Below are 24,417 nucleotides of genomic sequence, written 5' to 3'. Positions count from 1 at the left end.
CGGTCGTATTTTTTGGTACGAGATTTGCAGCATATCGGGTAGCTGTTCTAACTGAGCAGCAAATATAATTTTTTTAGCCTGATTCGCGTTTGGATTATGAGATTATGCGTAAATTTATTGCAATAAGTCTTTCTCCAGTAAAATGAAGGTTGAAATCATAATATCAGATAAATATTTGATTTACAATATTTTGCAATAAAACAGTATTTAGCGTTATTTGATTTAAAATAATTACGATATGAAAGTACCTTCTGTCATCTCCGCACTTCTTTGGGCTTCGGGCGCACTGCTTCCGATGTCTTGCGCCACACAGCAAGCCGCCCAAAGTTCCTCTGCCGCCGACTACGACGACGTTTATTTTAATTCTGCTGACCGCCAAAAGCAAATCAGCCAAGAACAGCAATATAAAGTAGAGCGCACGAACACCAACACTGCCGCTCCCGTGACGCAATACCGTGCCGCCAGCGACGACAAAACGCAGCAGCAAGGCCAAAATTTGAATAATAACCCCGACAGCTATTCGACAAACAGTAATGCCGACCAAGCTGCCGAGTATTATCGTTCGTCCACTACGCCCAACAGCTACCAAAGCCAAACGAATAGTGGCAGTTATACCAATACCGACAATTCGAGTATTTATTATTCGCCATCTACAGGCACTAATAGCAACAGCAATTACAGCAGCTACAATAATAATTCGTCGGATACTTACTATTCAGGTTCGTCGAGTTATAACAGTGGCAGCAGCTATTCTAACAATTACTCTAATTCAGGCTATTATTATGACTCGTATTCGTCTTATCAGCCAAGCAGTTGGGTATATGATGTAAATCCGTTTTATGGTGCAACTTACATTGCGCCTGTGCGCCCAGTTGTAACGGTTGGTTTTGGTTGGGGAATGGGTGCCACTTGGGGCATGAATGTGGGTTGGCGTTGGAATCACGGTTGCTGGAACAGTTGGTATAATAACTGGTACGGCGGCTGGAATCGTCCTGCTTATTATTATGGCTGGAACTCGCCTTACTATTATGGTGCATGGGGCGGAATGTATTACGACCCTTGGGGTTGGAACAGTCCATATTATTATTATGGCTACAATAATTATGCGTGGGGATATTATAACGGTTACTATAATGGATATTACAGCCCGTATTATTACGATGGCGGCTATTATGGCGGTGGTCGTAGAGGCAGACAAGTTTCGTACAATCCACGTCCGCGCAACGGCAGCGACTTAGGTGGTGGTCGTTTGGCTACAAATCCCGCTTATAATAATGGCGGTGTTCGTCCGCGTAGCAGCGATGTGGTAAACGGTGGCGGAAGAACTGGCGAACCTAATTCAACTGGTGGCCGCCCGACGGGAGTTCGTCCGCGTGATAGCCAAGTAGCAGGTAATCCTAACAACCCAAGCGGAGGCCGTAACGGTGAGATTTCAACTAATCCGACGAATGGAAATAATGCGGGTACTTCGCAAGGCCGTCCGCGTGGTGTAGAAACTGGTAACAATAACGCAAGACCAGATAACAACACTAACCCGACAAGAGACAACACAAACAACGGCTATGCGCAACCACGTCGTTTTGATGAGACTACAGTGCAGCCAAGAGATAATAACTCTACAGTTAATCCGACGTATAGCCAACCGCGCACTATTCCCGACCAATATAAATCAAATACCAATCCGTCGGATTATTCGCAACCGCGCCGCAATGACAATGTAGTACAGCCACAACGCAACGATAATATTTCGCAACCGCGTCAAGATTATTCGCAACCGCAGCGTAACGATAATGTTTATTCTCAACCAAGAAACGATAATTTCTCGCAGCCGCGCCAAGAGTATTCTCAATCAAGAAATAACAATACTTATACGCAGCCTCGTCAGGAGTATTCGCAGCCACAGAGAAATGACAATTTTTCTCAACCAAGAAACGATAACTTCTCACAGCCACGCCAACAAGATTCAAGACCTCAACGCTCTGAAAGTTTTTCTTCGCCTTCATTTGGCGGCGGAAATAGTGGGGGAGGAAGTAGAGGTTCTTTCGGTGGTGGAGGAAACAGTGGCGGAGGAGGCGGAAGAAGCCGACCACGTTAATGAATTAAGTTCCATTATTTATAATAAAAGCAAAAGGCTACGTTCAATCTATGACGTAGCCTTTTTATTTGCCCAAAGCAAAAAACATTTGAATTATGCTACCAAATGAATTTTACCAAATTTTGATTTACTAATTTTTTGTTCTGCGTACTCGCGTGTAATTTCAAAAGAGGTTACGCCTTCTTGTGAAGGTAGCTCGTACATAGCATCAGTGATAATACTCTCACAAATAGAACGCAAACCGCGCGCGCCTAAATTGAAAACCAAAGCACGTTCTACGATTAAATCCAATGCATCATCACTGAATGTCAACGCAATACCTTCCATTTCAAACAGTTTTTGGTATTGTTTAATAATGGCATTTTTGGGCTGGGTCAGAATGTTACGCAAAGCAACTTTATCCAACGGATTCAAGTAACTCACCACAGGCAAACGGCCAATAAGTTCAGGTATAAGGCCAAAGGATTTAAGGTCTTGCGCTGTCACGTACTGCAACATATTTTCCTGATTGATGTCTTCTGTCTGGTCGGCTTGTCCCACAAAACCAATAGGGCGTTTGTTGAGTCGTGCGCCAATAAGTCTGGCGATACCGTCAAAGGCTCCTCCGCAAATAAACAGGATATTTTCTGTGTTTACGGACACCATTTTTTGTTCGGGGTGTTTGCGCCCACCTTGTGGTGGCACGTTCACTATAGAACCTTCCAAGAGTTTGAGCAAAGCCTGTTGTACGCCTTCGCCACTTACGTCGCGGGTAATAGACGGATTGTCGCTTTTGCGAGCAATTTTATCTATTTCATCAATATAAACAATGCCACGTTCGGCGGCTTGTACGTCATAGTCAGCAGCTTGCAGCAAACGTGTAAGGATTGTTTCTACATCTTCGCCCACATAGCCAGCCTCTGTGATAACGGTAGCATCTGCAATACAAAACGGAACTTGTAGTTTTTGTGCTAATGTTTTAGCCAAATAGGTTTTCCCTGTACCTGTTTCACCCACCATAATAATATTAGATTTTTCAATCATAATTTCATTATCTGGGTGTAATTGTCTTTGTTGCAGGCGTTTGTAGTGATTATAAACTGCCACAGAAAGTACTTTTTTCGCTTCATCTTGGCCAATAACAAATTGGTCTAAATGCGCTTTCATTTCTGTTGGTTTTACAAGTTTGAGTTTTTCCGAAGAAGACTGCATGCTGGTGTTTGCCTTCGCGGATGTTGAATTTTTTTCTTTTTTGGGTTGCGCCCCCAATTCATCTTCTAAAATATTGTATGCCTGAGTGATACAATAGTTACAAATGTGTGTATCAGTGCTTGATACCATAAGTGCAACTTCTTTTTTACTTCGTCCGCAAAACGAACAATTTATGGCTGATTTCAATGGTTATGAAATTATAATTGAGGAACTCTAAATTGACTATCGAATAATCGTTGTTTAAACGTAGTAACTTGCGCGAAGTTAATTCTTTTTTGCGAGAAAGACACTTTATGCGTACGAAAAGTAATATTTGTTTCATTTTTTAATGCTAAAATTTTTTTTCTTAAAGAAAATAGTGCTTTCTTTGTGGAATGGTTAAAAAGGCGTACTCAGATATGCTCTTTTTATCATTACTTAAAACCTTAGTTTATAGCTTTGTCTGTAAAAACAGATAAGCATTGTATCTCATACATTTTGTAACAAAAGCGACTAACAAGGAATAATAAAAGCAGGAAATATGAATAAATATGTATTATTTTTGGTTGGGGCGTTTTTCGTTGGTGTAACAACAACCGTTGCGCAAACAAAAATGCTTATAAAGAGAGGCCACACCAAATCAAAAAAATTTTATGGGGCATCTCATGACAAGAGCAAGGGGATTACTTTTTCCGCGGGATTGGGGATTGCTTCTTATTTTGGCGAATTATGCGAAACAGGAGATTGCTTTCAAGAGTCCCGTCCTCAGCTAAGTTTGGGTGCACGCTATCGTTTCAATTCTAATATTAGTGCGCGTGGCGAAGTGCAATGGTATCGCATTGGAGGTCGTGACCGCCGTTATAAAAATGGCGAATTGGTTAAAACGGATCGCACAAATAGGAATTTATCTTTCAGATCTGATAATTATGAGGTTACGGCAGCTTTCCAAATAGATGTTCTGCCAAATACGTCGTTTTATGAATCTTATGACAAACGCCGCCCTTTTAATATCTATGGTATTTTTGGTGTGGGTGTTTCTGCCTATTTTCCAGAAACCTATTATATGGATAAAACAGGCAATAACGAAGCTCGTTGGTATTATTTACGTGAGTTACAAACGGAGGGTAAGAAATACAGTGTTTTTACACCAATTCTTCTCACTGGTATTGGAGCAAGAGCTAAAGTTTCGCCAAGCATAGACGTTGCCGTAGAAGTAGCTTATCGTTTTACCAATACAGACTATTTGGATGATGTGAGTGGTAAAAATATCGATAAATCATATTTTGAAACCGCTAATATTCCGAACGATAAACGTCATATTGCCGCTGCTCTTTCAGATCGCCGTCCAGAGATTGGATTGCCGGCATTGAATCCAGGTACGATACGTGGCGATAATTCTACAAAAGATGGCTATTATATTATTGGTGCTAAAGTAGAATATTCAATGCCCCACAAAAAATATATGGGTATAAAAAAGCAACGTATGCTTAAAAAATATCGTCGTAAAGTTCCAAGATATAGATAGTCTATTTGATATAATAAAAAAGGCCGCCTTCAAAGCGGCCTTTTTTATTTAAAGCTATTTTATAATAATAAAAAATGTATATTGCCTGCTTTCTTTTTTTGAGAGACAGTTTAAAAAAATATTATGACTACCATGAACGCCATAGCACCATCAGAGCTAATTGTAAATAAAAATGGGACGATTTATCATCTGAATTTGCGCCCAGAAGATATTGCTGATAATATTATTGCAGTCGGAGACCCAGAAAGAGTGGCTAAAGTGAGCTGTCATTTTGATAGCATAGAGCGTGAAGTACATAAACGTGAGTTTATTACGCATACGGGTTTTTATAAAGGCAAACGCATCACGGTTATTTCTACGGGTATGGGCACGGACAATATCGAGATTTTTATGACCGAACTCGATGCACTTGCCAACATTGATTTGGAAACGCGTATTCCGAAATCAGAGCACAAAACGTTGAATATTGTCCGTATCGGAACTTCGGGCGGTTTGCAGGAAAATGTGGCTTTAGATTCGGAATTGGCCTCTGCTACAGGAATTGGCTTGGATACACTCATGTGTTTTTATGCGTTTGAAGCCAACGAACAAGAAACTAATATTGGCTCAAAACTACAACAAGATTTAGGCTTGCCATTCAGACCGTATGTGGCGGCTGCTTCTAGCGAACTTCTGGAAAAAATAGCCTTTGATATGTACAAAGGTAATACGCTTACGTGTCCAGGCTTTTATGCGCCACAAGGTCGCGAACTTCGTCTGAAAACGGCTATTCCTAATTTGGTATCTAAATATCAAGGTTTTGATTATGAAGGCTTTAAGATGACTAATTTTGAGATGGAAACAGCGGCTTATTATGCGATGGGGCGTATGCTTGGCCATAATATGCTGTCGCTTAATGCCATTGTAGCGCAAAGAGTGCAAAATTTGTTTTCTACCCAAGCTGAAAAAGTAATAGATAGCTTGATTGTAAAAACATTGGACAGACTTTAATTTTAGAGTCATAATAGGTTTTTAAGAGAAACGTGCTATTTAAAAATGGCGCGTTTTTTTTATACTCTTGCGTATTGTTATGCAATCGTTTTCTATTGGAAATGTGTTAAAATTAACGTCAATTATTTGTTAAATAAAGCTTCATTCAATATATATTTTTGAAAAATATTTTATTTGCTTATTTTGGTAAATCCAATATTTTATACTGATAATAGGAATTTTATCAAATTCTTTCTTTTTTTTCTTGATCTGACTAATATTTTATTCTAATTTTACATCTGAAAGGAAAACCTATTTTCACTCAACAACATATTTCCAAACTGTTAACATTTATTCTATTATGAAAAGAAAACTACTATCGTTAGCTGCCCTAACTCTTGCTTTCGGTGCTCAGGCGCAAATTGCAGGTATAACCGTTACTCCTGTTGGTGCTACAGCAGGTGATGCTGTTACTATCACTGTAAATACTACCCAAACTTGTCCATTAGGTGCAGGTAATTCACTTTCTGGTGGTGGTACAGTTCGTATGCACGGCGGTATTACTTTGAACGGTGCTGCTTGGTCTAACCTCATCTCAGGCGATTTGGGTACAGAAGCTACAACAGGTTTTACTTTGGTGAGCGGTACTACTAACGTATGGCAAAAAACATTTGTGCCATCTACTCATTTCAATGCAGATCCATTCGCTATTACTGCTCTTGACTTTGTATTGAACAGTGGTGTAAACGGCCAATGGGATAATGAAGGTAAAGATGCAAATGCTGATGGCGGCTGCAAAGACTTCAAAGTTGAGTTCCCTATTACGGCGGCTGTTGCTGGCACAAAAGGCAACTTGACTAAAGCTACTTTGCTTTCAAGAGTTACAAACCCTGTACAAAAAGGGACTTCTACTGAAATTCTTTATAGCCTTCCTAAAGCTGACCAAGTAACTGTAAAAGTTACTAATATGCTTGGCCAAGAAGTAGCTACGCTTGTAAACGAATTCCAATCGGCTGGCGAACAATCTGTTCGTTTCAATGCTGCTGGTTTGCAATCAGGCATGTACTTCTACACCGTACAAGCTGGCAAATTGGTTGATACTAAAAAAGTAGTAATTGCTGAATAATTGTAGCGTTACTTACTGAAATATTAAACAAAAGCCTCAGTTTATACTGGGGCTTTTTTGTTGTGTGGATATTTTTTATATTTGTATAATTTTTATTTTAAATAAATAAAATACATTCATTATCAGATAACTATAAAAATACTATTTGCATTGAATCGAGGTTTTTTGTTGCAGCTTTATCGTGTTTGGGCGGTTGGTACATTCGGAATTTTTATGTTGGTGCTTACGCCGCTTATTGTTTTGTCATTTGTTTTTGGAGAAAAATGGGGCGGAAAACTTGCCTACAAATTTCTTAATTTCTGGGCAATTGGTTGGGCGAGTATTGCGGCTATTCGCTACGAGATCAATGGGTTAGAAAATATTTCCCCAAATCAATCGTACATTTTTGCAGCCAATCATAACTCTTTCTTGGACTCGCCTGCGCTTGTGTGGGCAATCCCCAACGACTTTAGGCCGCTTGGCAAAATCGAAATGAGCCGCGTGCCCGTGTTCGGGCTGATGTACCGCTACGTGGTCATTATGATAGACCGCAGCAATGGCCGCAGCCGTTTGGCCAGCCTCGTGGAGATGAAACGCCGATTAGATGGCGGTACGTCAATTCTTATTTTTCCAGAAGGTACGATGAACAAAACCCCCGAAATAACCAATCTGCAACCGTTTCAAGATGGCGCATTTCGGTTGGCCATCGAAACACAAACACCGATTGCGCCGATTGTAGTCGAAAATTCGGGTAAATTGCTGCATCCACTCGAAGGCCTGCGTGTGCGCAGAGGCACTATTAAAATGACTTTTTTGCCGCCGATTAACACGGCTCATTTGGATAAAAAAGATACGGCTGCGCTCAAACAACAGGTTTTTGACCTGATGAAAAGTCATTTGGATAAAAAACAAGACATTTTGTCTGTATAGATTTCTTTACAAAACCAAAAAACAGGACAATTTGTCTGTGTTTGGGCAGTAAAAACGAATTGGTACGAGTGTTGTAAATAGACTTTATGTAAGCGAAAATAAACGAGTAGCTTATAGTAATTAAAGATTTTATTTACAACACAACATAAAAACATAGGAGGACACAAATTATGTCTATCGTAAAATTCAAACCAACACAAGTTCCAGCTCCATTTGCTCATTTATTTGATGGCTTCGATTTCATTGGCCGCGACCAACACGCCAGCGTGCCAGCCGTAAACGTGGCCGAAACACCAGAAGCGTTTCGCGTGGAAGTAGCCGCCCCAGGTTTGCGTAAAGAATTATTCACGCTGAATGTAAATAACAATGTATTGACCATTGGTTATAAACAAGAGGAAAGCAAAGAAGAAACCAGCGAAAAATATACGCGCAAAGAGTTTCATTATAGCACTTTCCAACGCTCGTTCACGTTGCCAAACACGGTAGAGCAAGACAAAATCGAAGCAAAATACACGGATGGCGTGCTCAATATTTTGATTCCTAAGCGCGACGAAGCGAAAGTAAAAGCGGTTCGCAGCATCGAAATTGCTTAATTGAAGTAACAAAATACCCCCTTGAAGTCCAAACAAAAATCCTCGTTTCCGCAAGATTCGGGGATTTTTGTTGTTATTTTTTTGCAACAATATTTGTTTTGTAATAGGAAAATATTAGTTTTGCGCCCTTATCTAACAACAGAGATTTTCAAATTATTTCAACAATACGTTTTAAACATGATTATCATTCAAGTAAAAGAAAACGAGTCTATCGACAAAGCTCTCAAACGCTTCAAGAAAAAATTTGAGCGTACAGGCGTTCTTAAAGAACTTCGCGCACGTAACTTCTTCGAGAAGAAGTCTATCACGCAAAGAACTATCAAATTGAAAGCGGCTTACCGTCAAAAACTTTACGCTACCGAAAATTACTAAGATTTTCATAGCTTTTTCAATACAAATCAACCATATTGGCATAAGTAAACACTATTAGTTGGCTTATTCTGATATGGTTGATTCTTTTTTAGATTATTTGCAATACCAAAAACGGTACAGTAATCATACGCTTGTTTCCTACAAAAACGATTTGACGCAGTTTGAGCAGTTCTTGAACCGCACAGACAATAATCCTACGCCTATTGCTCAAGCCTCTTTTTATGAGATACGGCATTGGCTGGCGCATCTTTCTGATGGAGGCCTTAATCCCAGTTCGCTCACGCGCAAAATGGCGTGTTTGCGGTCGTTTTATAAATATCTTATACAAAATGAGGTAATTACCCAAAATCCGATGCAGAAAATCAAAGGCCCGCGATTGCCAAAACGCAATCCTGTCTTTGTGCCCGAAAATAAAATTGCAAATTTGTTGGACGGAAACTTGGAAATAGAAAATCCATCACTTAAATTTTCAGAAGATTTTGGAGGTGCTCGGGACAGACTCTTACTGGAGCTGTTATACGGCACAGGCATACGTTTATCGGAAGTAATTGGGCTGTCCGAAGAAGATGTAGATATCTATAATCAGACTATCAAGGTGTTAGGAAAACGCAACAAGGAACGTCTTGTGCCGATTCACGAAACACTCGTACATCTTGTAGAGCAGTACAGAGCCATTAAAAAAGCAACGTTCCCAGTTTCGCCCGACGATAGCTTTGTGCTAACCGACAACGGTGAGAAATGCTACCCAATGTTTATTTATAGGCGCGTGAAGTTTTATTTGGGGCAGTTAGACCTTGCCAAGCAAAGTCCGCACGTGTTGCGGCACACTTTCGCCACCCATTTGCTCAACAAAGGCGCGGACATCAACGCCATCAAAGATTTGTTAGGGCATACGAGTTTGGCCGCTACGCAAGTTTATACGCATAACTCACTGGAGAAAATGAAACAAGCCTTTAAGCAAGCGCACCCCAAAGCAGGAAATAATTAACCAAATTATCCAGACTTGCCACTTTATTTTGCGGATAATAGGCTATCAAAACGTTGATAATCAAAAGCAAAAGGCTTTTTTGGATGTTGCATTTTCCTTTTGTTTAACCTTTTAAATTTTAAAAGCCATGAAACTCCAAATTCACTCAGTGCACTTCGATGCTGACAAAAAATTACTAGACTTTATCCAAAAGAAATTGGACAAACTCGAAACGTTTTATGACAGTATTACGAGTGGGGAAGTTTACTTGCGATTGCAAAAAGACGGCGACAGCAAAGAGAATAAAGTAGTAGAGGTAAAACTTTTTGTACCAGGAGGCTCTATTTTCACCAAAGAACAATCTACATCGTTTGAGGCCGCGACAGATTTGGCGACGGAGGCACTCAAAACCCAAATTAAAAAACATAAGGAAAAATTGGTAGAAAGACAGCAAGCATAATCGCCCTTTCATTCAAATAAAAAATAACAAACGCCTCGTAATGAGGCGTTTTGCATTTATACTCAACCCAAATTAAGATTTGTTTCCCACATGACTATACAGGAGTTAAAAGACAAAAATCTGATAGTTTTTGAAGCCATTACAGGCTCGAAGGCTTACGGCACGAATTTACCCACGTCGGATACGGATATTCGCGGCATTTTCATTTTGCCCGAAACTGACATTATGGGCATGAATTATACAGAACAAGTGAACGACCAGAAAAACGACATTGTGTATTATGAAATCAAACGCTTTGTGCAATTGCTGCGCTCGAATAACCCGACGATTTTGGAACTGCTTTTTACGCCGCAAGATTGCATACTCCAGCAACATCCCGTTTTGGAAGAGCTTTTTGCGAATAAAATGCAGTTTCTGACGCAAAAATGCCGCTATTCATTCGGCGGCTATGCCGTTGAGCAAATCAAAAAAGCGCGAGGGCTAAACAAGAAAATTGTAAAACCCATGGAGGAAGCGCGAAAAGGTCTTTCGGATTTTTGTTGGATTCCGTACGAACAAGGTAGTATTTCGTTGGCCGAATGGCTCAAAATCAAGGGGATAGAAGCAAAAGATTGCGGACTTTCGGACATTGACCACGCCAAAAATTGCTATCATTTGTTTGTAGAAAAAGACCGCTACAAAGGCATTACCGACAAGGACGACGTGCAAATTTTGCTTTCCGAAATTGCGCCAGCGGCTGCGCCCGAAGCCGTTTTATACGCCAATATTGAAGGTTTTCAGAGCTATTGCAAAGAATACAGGCAGTATTGGGATTGGGTGGAAAAACGCAACGACACGCGCTATAACGAAACCCTTGCGCACGGCAAAAATTATGATGGCAAAAACATGATGCACTGCCATCGGCTGTTGGATATGTGCGTAGAAATCGCGGAAGGGCAGGGCATCCGTGTGCGCCGACCCAACCGCGAACAGTTGCTTGCTATTCGGCGAGGAGATTACGATTATGATTTGCTTTTGGCCGAAGCCGAAGAAAAAATCACGAATCTGGACGCGCTATTTGCGGCCTGCGCACTCCCCGCCGACCTTTCGGACGATTACCTGAACGCCTTGCTCATCAGGATTCGGCAAGCATTTTACCGCCAAACCAAAGCCTAATTATTTTTTAGGTAAACTGCTTGTTTTCAGGATTTTAAATTCGATACGGCGATTCAATTGGCGTTCGCCTTCGCCTGTATTGGTGTTGAGCGGACGTGTTTCGCCGTAGCCTTTGGCTTGCAAACGCTTGGCCGTGATACCGTTTTGGGTCAAATATTTTACCACGCTGGCTGCACGTTTTTGGCTCAATTCAATGTTGGCTGTTTTAGAGCCTACGTCGTCGGTATGGCCTGCAATTTCAATTTCAATACTCGGATTTTCCTTCATAAAAGCCTGAATCTTTTTTAGTTCGGCCACCGACGAAGGCAACAATTCATATTTACCAGATTCAAACGAAATATTGTTGAGCACCGTAAGACTTCCTGCCTGAATTTTTTCCAAAGGAATATCCATTTCTATTGGCTGGTTGGTTGTTTTTGGTTGTAAATAATTGAATGTAAGGCTTTTGAATAAATAACCTTTTTGGTTTACATACAACGCATAATTTTTACCTTCCGTAATTACCATCAAATATTCGCCTGTTTTGGGGTCGGCTTCCACCGAATACATTTTTTGCCCTGAAGCCAAATCTATCAGCTCAACGGTTGCTCCAATTTTTTCTTTGGTTTGGTTGTCAAACACCGTGCCTTTCAGGTAATTACTCTTGTGTACGATGTTCCAAGTGTTCGGTACTTCAAACCACGCCAACACGCTTCCTTCCGCACTGGTTTGGCGCGTTGCGCGTTGTTCGCGACTAAAAAAGGCTGTTTTGCCGTCGGCTGTAATGCTAATGGCGGTTTCGTCTTTGGCGGTGTTGAGCGGGTAGCCCAAATTTTCGGGGGTTTGCCATTGGCCATTGATATTATTACTCAAATACAAATCCAGTTTGCCCATGCCCGCGTAGCCCGAGGAACTGAAAAACAATGTTTGGCCGTTGGCGTGAATAAATGGCGCAAGTTCATCGGCAGGCGTATTTATTTTATCTCCCAGATTTACAGGTGTTTGCCATTGTCCTTGTTCGTTTTGATGGCTTCCCCAAATGTCGTGTTTGCCAATGCCGCCTGCGCGGTTGGAACTGAAATAAATGGTTTTGCCGTCGGCAGAAAGTGAGGGTTGCGAATCCCAATATTCGGAGTTGATGGCCTCAATGTTTTGGGGTTTGGTCCATTGGTTGCCGATTTTGTAGGAAATATAAATGTCACAACCGCCTTTGCTGTCGGCTGTGCCGCACGAACTGAACACAAGGCTGCGGCCATCGCCCGAAATACAAGCCGTTCCTTCGTTTTGGTCGGTGTTGATGTTCGGAATAGGCGTAGAACGTTGCCATTCGTTATTTTTGAGCGTGGCCACATACAAATCCTCGTCGTAGGCCGAAGTAAAGCCTTTGCGCCCCACATAAACCAGCGTTTGTTTGTCGGCGGTGATGGTCGGGAAATATTGTAGCGGAAAATGGTTTACGGCTGGCGGCAAAGCCTGTATCGTGATGGGCAGCGGCTTGAGTACGGCTTCTTTGGCAAATTTGGCATCGGCAAGCAACTGCTCGGCGTTATCGGTTTGTTCCAAATTACGTTTCGGGTGTGCAATGCTCCATTCCAGCCATTTGATAGCCTGTTCGTATTTTCCGTAATCCATGTAGAGCGAAGCTAAAAAATGAGCCACTTCCGAGGATTCGCGTTGTTGGGGTGCATATTGCAAATAAGCCTCAAAATGCCCAAAAATTACGGCCATATTTTTTTCATTTTTTGGCATCAGGAACATATACAAATGCCCTAAAGCCAAATGTGCATCGGCAAAATTGGGGTCTCGGTTCACGGCTTTTTCCATTAGCTCAATGCCTTTGTCGTACTCGCGTTTCTGGAGCAAAACGTTCGCCTCGTCGTAAGCGGATTGGGCTTTTTTGTTGGAACTGGTGAGTGGTTGCGCCCACGCAACCGAAGCGGCGCAGGTCAGCACAAACATAGACATCAGGAAACGAGACTTCATTTTTTATTTAATAAGGTTAATAATCGTAAGCAAGGTAAAGGTTTTAGTATAAAACCAAACGCAAACAGCCCAAAATTTATAGGAGAGACGTTAGTAAGGGCCTAAATGTTGTGTCTGTTGGTTTTAAAAAATGTAAAAAAGCAAGCAGCGTTTTGGGCAAAATATTCGTATAGGATTGTAAGGCGTGTTATTTTGATAAATCAAACAAAATAGGCTGAAAATAAGAAAGTTATAGAAAAGACAATATAATCTTTTGTGTTTAATCTCTCCCAAAAACAATTTTTTATTTCTCACTTTTTAAACAACCTAACACGATGAAAAAGCTCATTTTTTTACTCGGAAGCCTCATGATTGGCACGGCTGCTTATGCTCAAAATTTTCAATGGACTAAAGAGTTTAAACAAATAAATGAGGAATCCCTCAATTATCAAGAATATCTCCCGAAAGGTGTTGGGGTGAAAGTAGATGCCGCAGGTAATGTGATTAATGTAGGTTCTTTTTTTAGTAAAACAGACTTTGACCCGCAGATTAGTAGTAGCTATGTGTTAAATGCGAATAACGGTGCTAATGAGGGTTCTGTAGCTACTTACATTACAAAACTCACTGCTGATGGCGCACTGCTTTGGGCTAATGCGATGCAAGTGGATTCGCTCAGCGATCTGAATGGGGTTGTGGTAGCTTCTGGCTTTACGACAGATGCGGCAGGCAATATGTATATTGTCGGTACATTTAGAGGAAAAGTAGATGTCAATCCTGCCGCTGGACAAACATTTATAAATACAACATTTTTTCAAAACATTAACAGAGTAGAGTCTGATATTTTTATCTGTAAACTAACGCCTGATGCAGAGTTGGTTTGGGTAAAAACGCTGGGAAGTACGTCGAGCGACGAAACGGGTGGTTCTATCTCTTTGGATAATCAGAACAATGTATATGTGTCAGGCCATTTTAATCATTCCATGGATCTTGACCCTTCGGCTGGCACACTTTATGCTGCTTTTAATACTGGTGATTTTATTTTGAAGCTGACCAACAGCGGCGATTTCGCTTGGGCTAAAGCCAGTCAGAATATTTCAGATTTCAAGATGGCCTTTGATAATCAGAATGATTTGTATGTAATTGCCAATTTTAAAAACACTGCTGATGCCAATTTTACAACCAGCCCTGTTACTGCGCTTAATTCAGTGCGCAATATTTTTTTAGGGAAATATACTGGTGCAAACGGTACGCCTGTGTGGGCCAAACGCATCGGCGGCGAAAGTGAAAGTTTCGCGGCTGGTATCAAAACTGGCCTGAATAACAAAATAGCCATTGCAGGTAATTTTTATTATGGAAATGGAATTGATTGGACAAATACAACCATAGATTCTACTTCTGGTGGCTTTTTCTTTGGTGAAATTAATGCAGATGGTTCTTGGGCTTGGAATCAACCCGTTAGCACAACGGCTTATTGGGGCGGTAGTGCCACCATTAATGATTTTCAGATGAATGCCAATGGCGTATATGTAACAGGCATGGGCAATGAATTTACAGATTTTGATCCTTCCGACACTGCTTCTTTCTCTATTCCAACAGACCTTCTATTGTTTGCTGCAAAATATAATTTGGACGGGACATTTGTTTATGCGACTGAAATAGACATAATGCCCGAAAGTATAGCGGCTTCTATGGATGATATAGACGTGTTTGTTACGGGTACGGACGGCTCATTGGCGGCTGTTTCTAAAATTAACCGTATTGTTTGCCCGTCTGTTCCCGAAATTGTGAAAGAATCGACTGATTGCCATGTAAAATTGAGCATTAGTAATCCGCCTGCCAATGTAACGTATCTGTGGAATGAAAGCATTGTTTCTGATAGTCTGCTCACTACTAATCCTGGTGTTTTCCTTGTACAAGCTATTTCAGGAACTTGTACTTCTGCAATTGCCGCAATTGCCGTAAATTCTTATGAGACACAGAATGTTTCACCAACTGTCCAAACATCTTATTCGTTTTGCGATTCGGGTACAGTTTCTGTCTTATATCCACAAGCAGGTGCTACTTATGTGTGGAGTAATGGTATGGTTGGTAGTTCTGTAACAATCAGTACCGCTGGCACATATACCGTTCAGCAAATAAAAGGTTCTTGTGTTTCAGAACCTTCTAATCCTGTTCTTGTGCATATCAGACAATCTCCTCCAACGTCTGGTTTTAGCGTAATCGGAAACGGCATTCTTTTGGCGGACTCTGTGCCAAATGCCACTTATTTTGTTTGGAATGATGGTCAGTTTGTTGCGCCATTGCCCAATCATCCACGAAAATTTCATATAAATCAAAGTGGAAATTGTTCTATAGTAACCGTTGGTAATAATGGATGTACACGGCAGTCGGCTGCACAATATGTTACTTATACTTATGTGGTCGGTACAAAACCGAATATTAATGCTATACGCAGTCTTTCGCCTAACCCTTCGGCTGGCTCAGTTACTTTGGAAAGTAGCGCAAGTGGCACGGTTTCCGTGCATGATTTGGTTGGCCACAGCCTTTGGAGTGCCGATGCGGTAGAAGGTAAAAACGACTTGGATTTGAGCATTTTAAGTACAGGAATGTATTTACTTCGACTCCAAACCAAAGACAGGATTTCTACACAGAAATTGGTAATTGAAAGATAGTTAAATTCATTTTTTGTATTAAAAGTAAAAACCAGACAGTCGCTTGATTGTCTGGTTTTTTTATGTTCAAATTCTAATAAAAAAAACCGTTGGGCGAGAAGCTCTCCCAACGGTTTGGTATCAAAACTGTATCAATGAAAGGCGTTTTTATTCAAAACAATGATTACATTCAGTTTAAATACTATCTACAATAAATACACAAAAAACTGCTAAAACATATAAAACCAAAATGCAATGGTTAGATACAACAACGTTTTGCCAAACCCGTCAGAAAAAGCGTAGCCTTGTTGGCCAATCACCTCTAAAGCCGCCATTCCTCGCACTGATTTGACATGACAAATAAAGAGACTATTTAGATTTATTCCAAATAATTTCGTTAATTTATTTGTATTAAGTCTAAATAAGGATAAATTTGCAGCATCATTATTACTTTTACCTTCATTCTAAATATTGTGTAAACAATGAAAAAGACAATTAGAGGAATTTTTGCATTGATGCTGGCCGCCACTGTAAGCCAAGCCCAAAACCCACAAGATGCCGTAGCTATCAAGAGTATGTGCGGCTGTTATGAGGTTGATTTTCAGTTTGGAGAGACGTTTTCGCCAGATAAAAATTACAAATTTTATGAAAACGAACACTCTAAGGGCTTGGAATGGGTGCAGCTCGTAGAAGATGCCAAAGGCAAAATTGTACTACAACATTTACTGATCGTAAATGACTCTGCTTCAACTGAAAAATACATTGTAAAGCACTGGCGACAAGATTGGTTGTACCAAAACAAAAATGTGTTGGCTTACGACCGCGACAACGCATGGAACAACAAAACCTATTCAGATAAAGACGTAAAAGGCCAATGGACGCAAAAAGTATTTCAGGTGGACGATAGCCCGCGCTACGAAGCAACAGCCACTTGGATACACGCTGATGGCAAACATTATTGGGAAAGTACAGCAGACAGCCCGCTGCCGCGCCGCGAACATACCATTCGCAACGATTACAACGTATTGCGCCGTACCAACCGTCACGAAATCACGACTTATGGCTGGGTACACGACCAAGACAACGACAAAATCAATCGTAGCGAAGCAGGCGACCGCCTTATCGCACAAGAAAAAGGCATTAATACTTACAAAAAAGTAGAAAATAGCCGCTGCGAAGCTGCTCAAAAATGGTGGAAAGAAAACGAAAAATTCTGGGCGGCGGTGCGCAAAGAATGGGATGTGGTGCTTTCTAAAAATCAAGGTTTGAGAATGGAAGCTGCCGTAGATAATAAGCCTCTATACAGACACTTATCTAAGCTGAAGCCAGAGCAAACGGCTGAAGTAAAGCCAATAATTGAAAAGTTTGTGAAAAAATAATAACTAACTAACACCTATTATTGCAAACAACGTTGCCAGTTTCTGGCAGCGTTGTTTTTTTTGTATCAAAATGAACTATTGAGCTTGCTTACTAGTTAGTAAGCAGGTAGATTTGCTTATACTATGTCAGATACCAAAACGCAAATTTTAAATATCGCTGAAGACCTGCTGCAAGACAACGGATACAATGGTTTTAGTTATCAGCACATAGCTAAAGTATTGAATGTCAAAAATGCAGCTATTCATTACTATTATCCTATGAAGGAAGATTTGGGTTGCGACATTATTCGCAGAGCAAGAGGGCGTTTTCGCAAGTGGATAAATTTGCCCGAAACGCAAGCCCTCAATGCTTGGGAACGTTTGGACTTGTTCTTGACTTTATATTACAGCTACTTAGAAAATAATAGCAAGGTTTGTTTGGTGGGGTCGTTGGCGGCGGCTTACAAGACACTGCCTGTTTCCATGCAGCAGGAAACGCAATTGTTGATAGAAGATATTATGCAATGGCTTTGCAACTTACTGATAGAAAGCCAAAAGGCTGGCGTTTGGACGTTTAAAGGCCAAGCAGAAAGCCGCGCAACCGTGATTTTGTCGTCGTTGATGGGTGGCTTGCAAATGGCGCGTGTTACTGGCCGACAACGTTTTTTTGAGGTTGTGGCTCAGATAAAATTAGAACTAAGCAATTAACGTAATTTTTTACCTAGAAACTTACTTATTAGTAAGTAAATATTAATTGATTCGTTTGCAATAAAAAATATTTTAGACCACCATACTATTTTCATTGTTATGGAAGAAAAAATCAGAACTATCGTTGGACCAGCTCCCAGCCCCAAAACAGGAAAAGGATTTACTTTGCCGTTTAATGTGCGGCTCATGCGTTTGGGATTCAGGCATTTGGGGGCGATTGCGCCGCGTTTGGTGAGCAAAGTAGCCTCTAAACTATTTTTTACGCCTGTCATTCGGAAACGTCCAGAATGGCCAGCCGATTTGTTGTCCAGTGGGCAAGCGGTTAGGGTTCCGTTTAATGGCCACGCTTTGCACGGCTACCGTTGGGGAGGGGAGGGTCAACCGCTGGTGCTTTTTGTGCATGGCTGGGAAAATGAAGCCGCTCATTTTCAGTTTTTTATTCAAGAAATATTAAAACAAGGTTTTGCGGTGGCAGCTTTTGATGCACCAGCACACGGCAACTCGCGCGGCCAGCAACAAACCAATATGTTTGAATACAGCTTGGCGGTAGGCGCGATTTTTAAGCATTTCGGCAAAATACATACGATTATTGGGCATTCGATGGGTGGTGCGGCTTCGTTTTATCGTTGCGCCAAAACGCCCGAAATTGAACTGGAAAATTTGGTAATGATAAGCAGTCCAACCGATATTCAAGGCATTTTCACAAGGCTCAAACAAACCTTGCATATTTCGGATAAAGTCATTGCCAATATGCAAAATGCAATGCACCATCGCTTTAATATTGATCGCGATATTTATGATTTGACACAACTCTGGAACAAGGTAAATGCCAAACGCGTGTTGTTGGTGCATGACAAAAATGATATTGTCGTGCCTTGCACCGATGCCCAACGGCTGGCGGAGGTGTGGTCGAAAGCGCAAATGCTAATTACCGAAAATTACGGGCACAACCGCATCATCAGAGAGGCTGAGCCGATCAAAGAAGTAGTGGAATTTATTAGCCAAGCATAAACAAAAAGTGTGCTAAGTCGTTGTTTCTCAAACTTAGCACACTTTTTGTTTTAGATTTGAACACCAATGACCAATACATCATCTACTTGGATTTGGTTGTTGCGCCAGCGTTCAAACTCAGTTTCAAGTGTCAGACCTTGCGCGTCCATAGGTATTTGTTGTACACTTTGCAAAAAAGATTTGAATTGCCGAGACGTATATTTTTTGCTGTCTTTGCCGCCAAATTGGTCTGTGATGCCGTCGGTAAAAATATAAAATCGGTCGCCTTTTTGAAGTTGTAACTGATGCGCTTGAAAATCTTTATGGATATGTTCTGTATTGCCGCCAATAGATATTTTGGTCGGGTTAATTTCTTCAATAACATCCCCATTTTGTCGATGAATATACAAAGGTCTGTACGCACCTGCATATGTTAGGGTATGAGTGCGCATATCTATGCAACACAAAGCCAAGTCCATGCCTTCTCTAAAGTCGGAATTTGCATTGTTTTTTTGCAAAGAAGCCGTAACGTATTGGTCTAGAGAGGCCAAAATAATATCAGGTTCATTTACCCCGAACTCATCTACGATTTTGTTCAGGTTGGTGTAGCCAATCAGCGACATAAACGCGCCTGGTACGCCATGCCCCGTGCAGTCGATGGCTGCAATAAAAATCTTGTCGTTTTTGCGGCTAAACCAATAGAAATCGCCACTTACGATGTCTTTGGGGCGATAAAAAACAAAATGATTGGGAATGTATTTGTTCAAAATGGCTTTTTCGGGCAAAATGGCCATCTGGATTTGGGAAGCGTAGCGAAGACTGTCAGTAATTTCTTTGTTTTTTTGCTCTAAAAGCGTTCGGGAAAGCGTTTCTTTTTCGAGCTTTTTTTGTTGGGTAAGGTCGCGAATTATTCCCGTAAAAATGGAACTTTTGTTGGAAACAGTTTGGTTAACCGACAGAAAAACAGGGAATTGTGCGCCATTGTAGCGAACGGCCACCGCCTCACGTCCGATATTGTGTGTAGCCGAAAAAACAGATTCGCGGAGGCGTTCGGGCAAATTGTTGGATGCTGTGGGTTGAGTAAAAAGCATCGCGACATTTTTACCGATAATATTGTAACGATGATAACCAAACATTTCTTCGGCGGCCACATTGAAAGAAGCGATAGTGCCTGTGCTATCGGTCATAATAATGGCTTCGTCGGCGTTGTCCAAAATGCCACGCATTAGGGCTTCGGATTCGCGAATCATGGCGGCTTGTGAGTGCAACTGTGCCAAACTTTGATTTAGCTCCTCAATATGTTGTCGTAGTTGCTGTTCGTAGTCTTTTATTTGGGTTAAGTCTTTGATAAGCACCACGAACAAAACGCCGTCGGCGGTCGGAATTTCGTTAAGAGAAAACTCCACATAAAACCAACGCCCATTTTTACGCACACATTTTACTTCTTTTTTGAGCGAACTGGTGTGATTTTGCCCCGTAATGCGGTAATGGCGCATATAAATATCAAATGTATGTGCGTGTTTGGGACACATCAACAACCCAACTTTTTGGCCAAGCAGTTCGGCTGGTTCGTAGCCAAACACTGCTTCTGCCGCCTGATTGAGCAAGTGAATAATGCCAGCAGCATTAACAATAATCATGGCATCGGATACGGTATTGACCAGATGGCGAATAAGTTTTTGTTCGGCTACCCCCGCGAACATGCGCAAATTAGCTTCGTGTTCTTGCTGCGTAATAAAATCACTGTTTTCGTGGTTCAAGTGTTTATTTACATGTGTTTTCATCGTGGTACGAATGGTTGAATACCCTGAAAATAAGAATGTTATAGAAGATGTATTGTAGTCGTGATGATAATACTATGGATTTGCGCTTTGTTTCTATTGAATTTACGGAACAAATACATGATTACCCAATAATTTTCTATAACGTAAATAAAACCTGTGAGTTTTTATGCGAAATGTGAATAAAAACAGAATTTTATTGCGATAATTCTTACGCTGGCTCCTCGCGGAAAATGTAGGCTCCCACGCCGCCAGTAAATGCCCCTAACAAATGCGCTTCCCAAGAAATATGAGGGTCGGTTGGGAACACGCCAGCCACCATACCGCCGTAAAGCAAAAATACAAGCAACGAGAGCAAGGCTGCTCGCCAACTTTTTCGGAAAATGCCACTAAAAAATAAAAAACTCGCGTAGCCATAAATCACGCCACTGGCACCAATGTGATAACTGGGACGAGCCGCCAGCCATACGCAAAGCCCCGTTCCGATATGAATAAACAACAGAGCAGCAGGAGCAAGGCGAGGATAAAAAAACAAAATCAAGAACATGAGCACAGCCACAGGCACAGTATTGGCTACCAAATGCCAGAGTCCGCCATGAAGAAACGGTGAAAATAAGATGCCCCAAAGCCCTGACCAATGGCGCGGCAATATGCCCCAAACGCCTAAGTCGATATGTGTAACCGCTTCAAAAAACCAAACTCCCCAGCAAATCGCCAAGAAAATAAACGGCCAACGGATAAAACGTGGTAGATTGTTCATAAGATTTGTATTGTAATGCGTCTGTGGCCTAACTTACAAATTTGATAATAAGTTTCGTTGTTATTTTCTTTCAAAGCATTTTTCCTGAATTTTTAATAATAAAAATTGAGAATAATGGTACAATCATTTTTTAAGCTCCGCTATTTGTGGTATTATTGGGGATTGTATTTTTAATAGTTCATCCTAATTCTTAAACATTTCTTTTTCCCATGAAAAAAATATTACTAGTAGGTTCATTCTTGCTTGCCACAGTATCAGCTTCTATGGCTCAACAAGCTGATCGTTTCGGAGGTTTTGGCCATTTTTTTGTTGGCTATACGGGTTTTGGCGACCAAAAATTTTATGATAAAGTCGTAAAAAATAATACAGGGTTGTTCAATTTCCCTGAGCCAAAAGCAGGTGCATTGGTGCTGGGCGGTGAGGGCTATGATGTGTTTAATAGTGTATTGATCGGTGGTGAACTGAATGTAACTTTGGGCAATAAAGCCGAACAATCTCATACTAATCTGCTGGCATTGGGCAATGAAGATGATTATAAATTTAAGTTAGGGACTCGTCGTGTGGGGGCTGCGGTATTGGTAAATGCAGGCTATATAGTGTTACACAAAAAGAATTTTGTGGTATATCCGTTGGTGGGGATTGGGTACGCTGCCAGCGGCCATATTCTTTCTGATCCACGCAGCAGCAACATCCTTACAGGCCGTAGCTACCCAGGAACAACTGAAATCTCAGAACAAAATGCATTGTATTATAACCATAATTTGGCCTTTAATGCTGCTGTGGGTGTAAACTATTTTGTACACAGTGGCGGAAATGACGACAATAAAGGATTTAATCTTGGTTTGCGTTTTGGCTACCAATCTCAAATGGCGAACAATAAATACAATGTGAACGATATTAAACTAGAAAATGCAAGTAATTATGCAAAGTCTGCTAATAATGGCTGGTATGTACGTTTGGCCATTGGTGGTGGTGCGTTACACCGCAAATAATTATTTTACGATATAATACTGGAATTGGCGAATGCTTTTCTTTGTTATCAGGGAAGCATTCGCCAATTTTGTTTTGATGCTTTTCCCGAATATATTACGATTTATCACTCCTAATATTTAAAAATTTATGCAAATACCATCTCGTCCACAAAGACATTTGCTGCCTGCCGATTTTACGGTAACTGATTGGGCAGCCTTAGAACCCTATTTCCAACAGTTAGCAGACCGCTCTATTGCTTCGGTAGATGATTTAAAAAACTGGTTGTCAGATCGCAGCGAACTGGAATCTTTATTGGAAGAAGAAATGGGTTGGCGTTATATCCGCATGACCTGCGATACGACTAACCCCGACCATACCGCCGCTTTTCATTTTTTTGTAGAAGAAATTGAGCCGAATATCGCGCCGTTTGCCAATCTTCTGAACGAAAAACTCAACGAAAGTCCCTTTGCAGGGCAACTCGATAGCGTGGCGTATCAGAATTTTTTGCGCAACGTGCGAAAAGACATTGAGATTTTCAGAGAAGAAAATATTCCACTCCAAACCCAAATCCAGACCGAACAGCAACGTTACGGGGCAATTTCGGCAGCCATGACCGTAACCCTCGACGGCCACGAATTTACGCTACAACAAGCCGCCGTGCGCCTGCAAGAAACGGATAGAGACGTTCGCCAGTCGGTGTACGAGGCCATTCAGTCGCGCCGCCTGCAAGAAAGTGAGCAACTTAACGAGTTGTACACGCAGTTGTTGGGGCTGCGCCATCAGGTTGCCCAAAATGCTGGTTTTGAAAACTTTAGAGATTATATGTTTAAGGCAATGGGGCGTTTTGACTATACGCCAGCCGACTGTTTTGCTTTCCATGAGGCCGTAGCCGAACAGGTAGTACCTTTGCTTAACGGTTTGGCAGAGCATCGCCGCCAAGCCTTAGAACTCACCGAACTGCGCCCTTGGGATTTGGCTGTAGATGAAGAACGCCGCAACCCGCTTAAACCGTTTAGTTCGGGTGAAGAACTTCTGGACAAAACCATTCAAGCATTTTATAACATTGATAAATATTTGGGTGATTGTCTGTCCGTGATGAAGGAAATGGGGCATTTGGATTTGGTCTCGCGCAAAGGCAAAGCACCAGGCGGTTATAATTATCCGCTCGACGAAATCGGCGTGCCATTTATTTTCATGAATGCAACTTCTACGTTGCGTGATTTGGTAACATTGCTTCACGAAGGCGGCCATGCGGTGCATTCGTTCCTGACGCGCGAACAGCCGTTGCAGTTTTTCAAACATCCGCCGTCGGAAGTAGCCGAGTTGGCTTCGATGTCTATGGAATTGATTTCGATGGAACAATGGCATTTGTTTTTTGAAAATGAAGACGATTTGCGCCGCGCCAAACGCGAACATTTAGCCCAAATCCTCGAAACATTGCCTTGGGTGGCCACGATTGACAAATTCCAGCACTGGGTTTACGAAAATCCTACGCACACGCTGGAGCAACGCAAAGCGGCTTGGCTCAGTATCTACGAGCAATTTAGCCCAAGTGCCGTGAACTGGAGCGGTTATGAGCATTTCAAAGCCAATATTTGGCAAAAACAATTGCATTTGTTTGAAGTGCCGTTTTATTATATCGAATACGCTATTGCGCAATTGGGTGCGGTGGCCGTTTGGAAAAATTACAAAGAAAATCCGCAACGCGGCTTAGAAGGTTATCTCAATGCTTTGCGTTTGGGTTATGCCGCGCCGATTAGCCAAATTTATGAAGCGGCTTACATTCGTTTCGATTTTTCCAAAGAGTACATCAAAGAACTTATGGACTTTGTGAGTGCCGAAATGAAAGCGTTGTAAATTATTGATTATGAATAAAATACAGGTCTGAGATACGGCCTGTATTTTCCTTTTTGCT

The 24,417-nt window shown here is 41.4% G+C and carries 20 protein-coding genes; 16 read left to right on the top strand and 4 right to left on the bottom strand.

The window, feature by feature from the left end; genetic code table 11:
* Nucleotides 1–238: 238 nt before the first annotated feature.
* Complete coding sequence (locus BM090_RS09745) at nt 239–2,095, top strand: hypothetical protein (RefSeq protein ID WP_091511659.1); 1,857 nt, start codon at nt 239–241, stop codon at nt 2,093–2,095.
* Between the two features lie 93 nt (nt 2,096–2,188).
* On the opposite strand, the gene clpX is transcribed toward BM090_RS09745, so the two are convergent.
* The gene (gene clpX / locus BM090_RS09740) at nt 2,189–3,472 is read right to left on the bottom strand and encodes an ATP-dependent Clp protease ATP-binding subunit ClpX (RefSeq protein ID WP_091511657.1); all 1,284 of its coding nucleotides are present in this window, start codon (nt 3,470–3,472) and stop codon (nt 2,189–2,191) included.
* A 334-nt stretch (nt 3,473–3,806) separates the two neighbouring features.
* Here clpX and BM090_RS09735 point away from each other — a divergent pair, with 334 nt between their 5' ends.
* From BM090_RS09735 to BM090_RS09695, 9 genes are all read left to right on the top strand, one after another.
* Nucleotides 3,807–4,790, top strand: a complete 984-nt coding sequence (locus BM090_RS09735) for an outer membrane beta-barrel protein (RefSeq protein ID WP_091511653.1) — start codon at nt 3,807–3,809, stop codon at nt 4,788–4,790.
* A gap of 132 nt (nt 4,791–4,922) precedes the next feature.
* On the top strand, nt 4,923–5,780 hold the full coding sequence (locus BM090_RS09730; RefSeq protein ID WP_091511650.1) for a nucleoside phosphorylase: 858 nt from the start codon (nt 4,923–4,925) through the stop codon (nt 5,778–5,780).
* A gap of 340 nt (nt 5,781–6,120) precedes the next feature.
* Complete coding sequence (locus BM090_RS09725) at nt 6,121–6,885, top strand: T9SS type A sorting domain-containing protein (protein WP_091511648.1); 765 nt, start codon at nt 6,121–6,123, stop codon at nt 6,883–6,885.
* A gap of 150 nt (nt 6,886–7,035) precedes the next feature.
* The gene (locus tag BM090_RS09720; protein ID WP_091511646.1) at nt 7,036–7,794 is read left to right on the top strand and encodes a lysophospholipid acyltransferase family protein; all 759 of its coding nucleotides are present in this window, start codon (nt 7,036–7,038) and stop codon (nt 7,792–7,794) included.
* A gap of 170 nt (nt 7,795–7,964) precedes the next feature.
* Nucleotides 7,965–8,387: an Hsp20/alpha crystallin family protein gene (locus BM090_RS09715; RefSeq protein ID WP_091511642.1), complete on the top strand. Its 423-nt coding sequence runs from the start codon at nt 7,965–7,967 to the stop codon at nt 8,385–8,387.
* A gap of 177 nt (nt 8,388–8,564) precedes the next feature.
* Nucleotides 8,565–8,759: a 30S ribosomal protein S21 gene (gene rpsU, locus BM090_RS09710; protein ID WP_091512094.1), complete on the top strand. Its 195-nt coding sequence runs from the start codon at nt 8,565–8,567 to the stop codon at nt 8,757–8,759.
* 73 nt (nt 8,760–8,832) lie between these two features.
* On the top strand, nt 8,833–9,747 hold the full coding sequence (locus BM090_RS09705; protein WP_091511639.1) for a tyrosine-type recombinase/integrase: 915 nt from the start codon (nt 8,833–8,835) through the stop codon (nt 9,745–9,747).
* 127 nt (nt 9,748–9,874) lie between these two features.
* Complete coding sequence (hpf, locus tag BM090_RS09700; protein WP_091511636.1) at nt 9,875–10,186, top strand: ribosome hibernation-promoting factor, HPF/YfiA family; 312 nt, start codon at nt 9,875–9,877, stop codon at nt 10,184–10,186.
* A 90-nt stretch (nt 10,187–10,276) separates the two neighbouring features.
* Nucleotides 10,277–11,341 carry a DNA polymerase beta superfamily protein gene (locus BM090_RS09695; RefSeq protein ID WP_091511632.1) on the top strand — a complete coding sequence of 355 codons (1,065 nt, stop codon included), beginning with the start codon at nt 10,277–10,279 and terminating at the stop codon, nt 11,339–11,341.
* Here BM090_RS09695 and BM090_RS09690 read toward each other — a convergent pair whose 3' ends face one another.
* Nucleotides 11,342–13,303, bottom strand: coding sequence for an OmpA family protein (locus BM090_RS09690; protein ID WP_091511629.1), 1,962 nt, complete (start codon nt 13,301–13,303; stop codon nt 11,342–11,344).
* A gap of 314 nt (nt 13,304–13,617) precedes the next feature.
* Here BM090_RS09690 and BM090_RS09685 point away from each other — a divergent pair, with 314 nt between their 5' ends.
* The 4 genes from BM090_RS09685 to BM090_RS09670 all read left to right on the top strand — a co-directional run bounded on the left by BM090_RS09685 (nt 13,618) and on the right by BM090_RS09670 (nt 19,010).
* The gene (locus BM090_RS09685) at nt 13,618–15,954 is read left to right on the top strand and encodes a T9SS type A sorting domain-containing protein (RefSeq protein WP_091511626.1); all 2,337 of its coding nucleotides are present in this window, start codon (nt 13,618–13,620) and stop codon (nt 15,952–15,954) included.
* A gap of 461 nt (nt 15,955–16,415) precedes the next feature.
* Nucleotides 16,416–17,312, top strand: coding sequence for a DUF6607 family protein (locus BM090_RS09680; protein WP_091511623.1), 897 nt, complete (start codon nt 16,416–16,418; stop codon nt 17,310–17,312).
* 123 nt (nt 17,313–17,435) lie between these two features.
* Nucleotides 17,436–17,999, top strand: coding sequence for a TetR/AcrR family transcriptional regulator (locus BM090_RS09675; protein WP_091511619.1), 564 nt, complete (start codon nt 17,436–17,438; stop codon nt 17,997–17,999).
* 99 nt (nt 18,000–18,098) lie between these two features.
* Nucleotides 18,099–19,010 (top strand): alpha/beta fold hydrolase, encoded by a 912-nt coding sequence (locus BM090_RS09670; RefSeq protein ID WP_091511615.1) that lies wholly within the window; start codon nt 18,099–18,101, stop codon nt 19,008–19,010.
* 50 nt (nt 19,011–19,060) lie between these two features.
* On the opposite strand, the gene BM090_RS09665 is transcribed toward BM090_RS09670, so the two are convergent.
* Together BM090_RS09665 and BM090_RS09660 are read right to left on the bottom strand one after the other, a co-directional pair.
* A complete protein-coding gene (locus BM090_RS09665) occupies nt 19,061–20,773 on the bottom strand; it encodes a PAS domain S-box protein (protein ID WP_091511611.1) in 1,713 nt (570 codons plus the stop codon).
* 208 nt (nt 20,774–20,981) lie between these two features.
* Nucleotides 20,982–21,530, bottom strand: coding sequence for a rhomboid family intramembrane serine protease (locus tag BM090_RS09660; RefSeq protein ID WP_091511608.1), 549 nt, complete (start codon nt 21,528–21,530; stop codon nt 20,982–20,984).
* 209 nt (nt 21,531–21,739) lie between these two features.
* On the opposite strand from BM090_RS09660, the gene BM090_RS09655 reads away from it, so the two are divergent.
* Both BM090_RS09655 and BM090_RS09650 read left to right on the top strand, forming a co-directional pair.
* A complete protein-coding gene (locus tag BM090_RS09655) occupies nt 21,740–22,522 on the top strand; it encodes a hypothetical protein (protein WP_091511605.1) in 783 nt (260 codons plus the stop codon).
* A 127-nt stretch (nt 22,523–22,649) separates the two neighbouring features.
* Nucleotides 22,650–24,359 carry a M3 family oligoendopeptidase gene (locus BM090_RS09650; RefSeq protein ID WP_091511602.1) on the top strand — a complete coding sequence of 570 codons (1,710 nt, stop codon included), beginning with the start codon at nt 22,650–22,652 and terminating at the stop codon, nt 24,357–24,359.
* The last annotated feature ends 58 nt before the right edge of the window (nt 24,360–24,417 follow it).

Origin of the sequence: Flexibacter flexilis DSM 6793 (assembly GCF_900112255.1) — a bacterium.
Taxonomy (GTDB): Bacteria; Bacteroidota; Bacteroidia; order Cytophagales; family Flexibacteraceae; genus Flexibacter; species Flexibacter flexilis.
The sequence above is the reverse complement of the archived record's forward strand: the minus strand, read 5'-3'. Positions and strand labels throughout refer to the sequence as shown.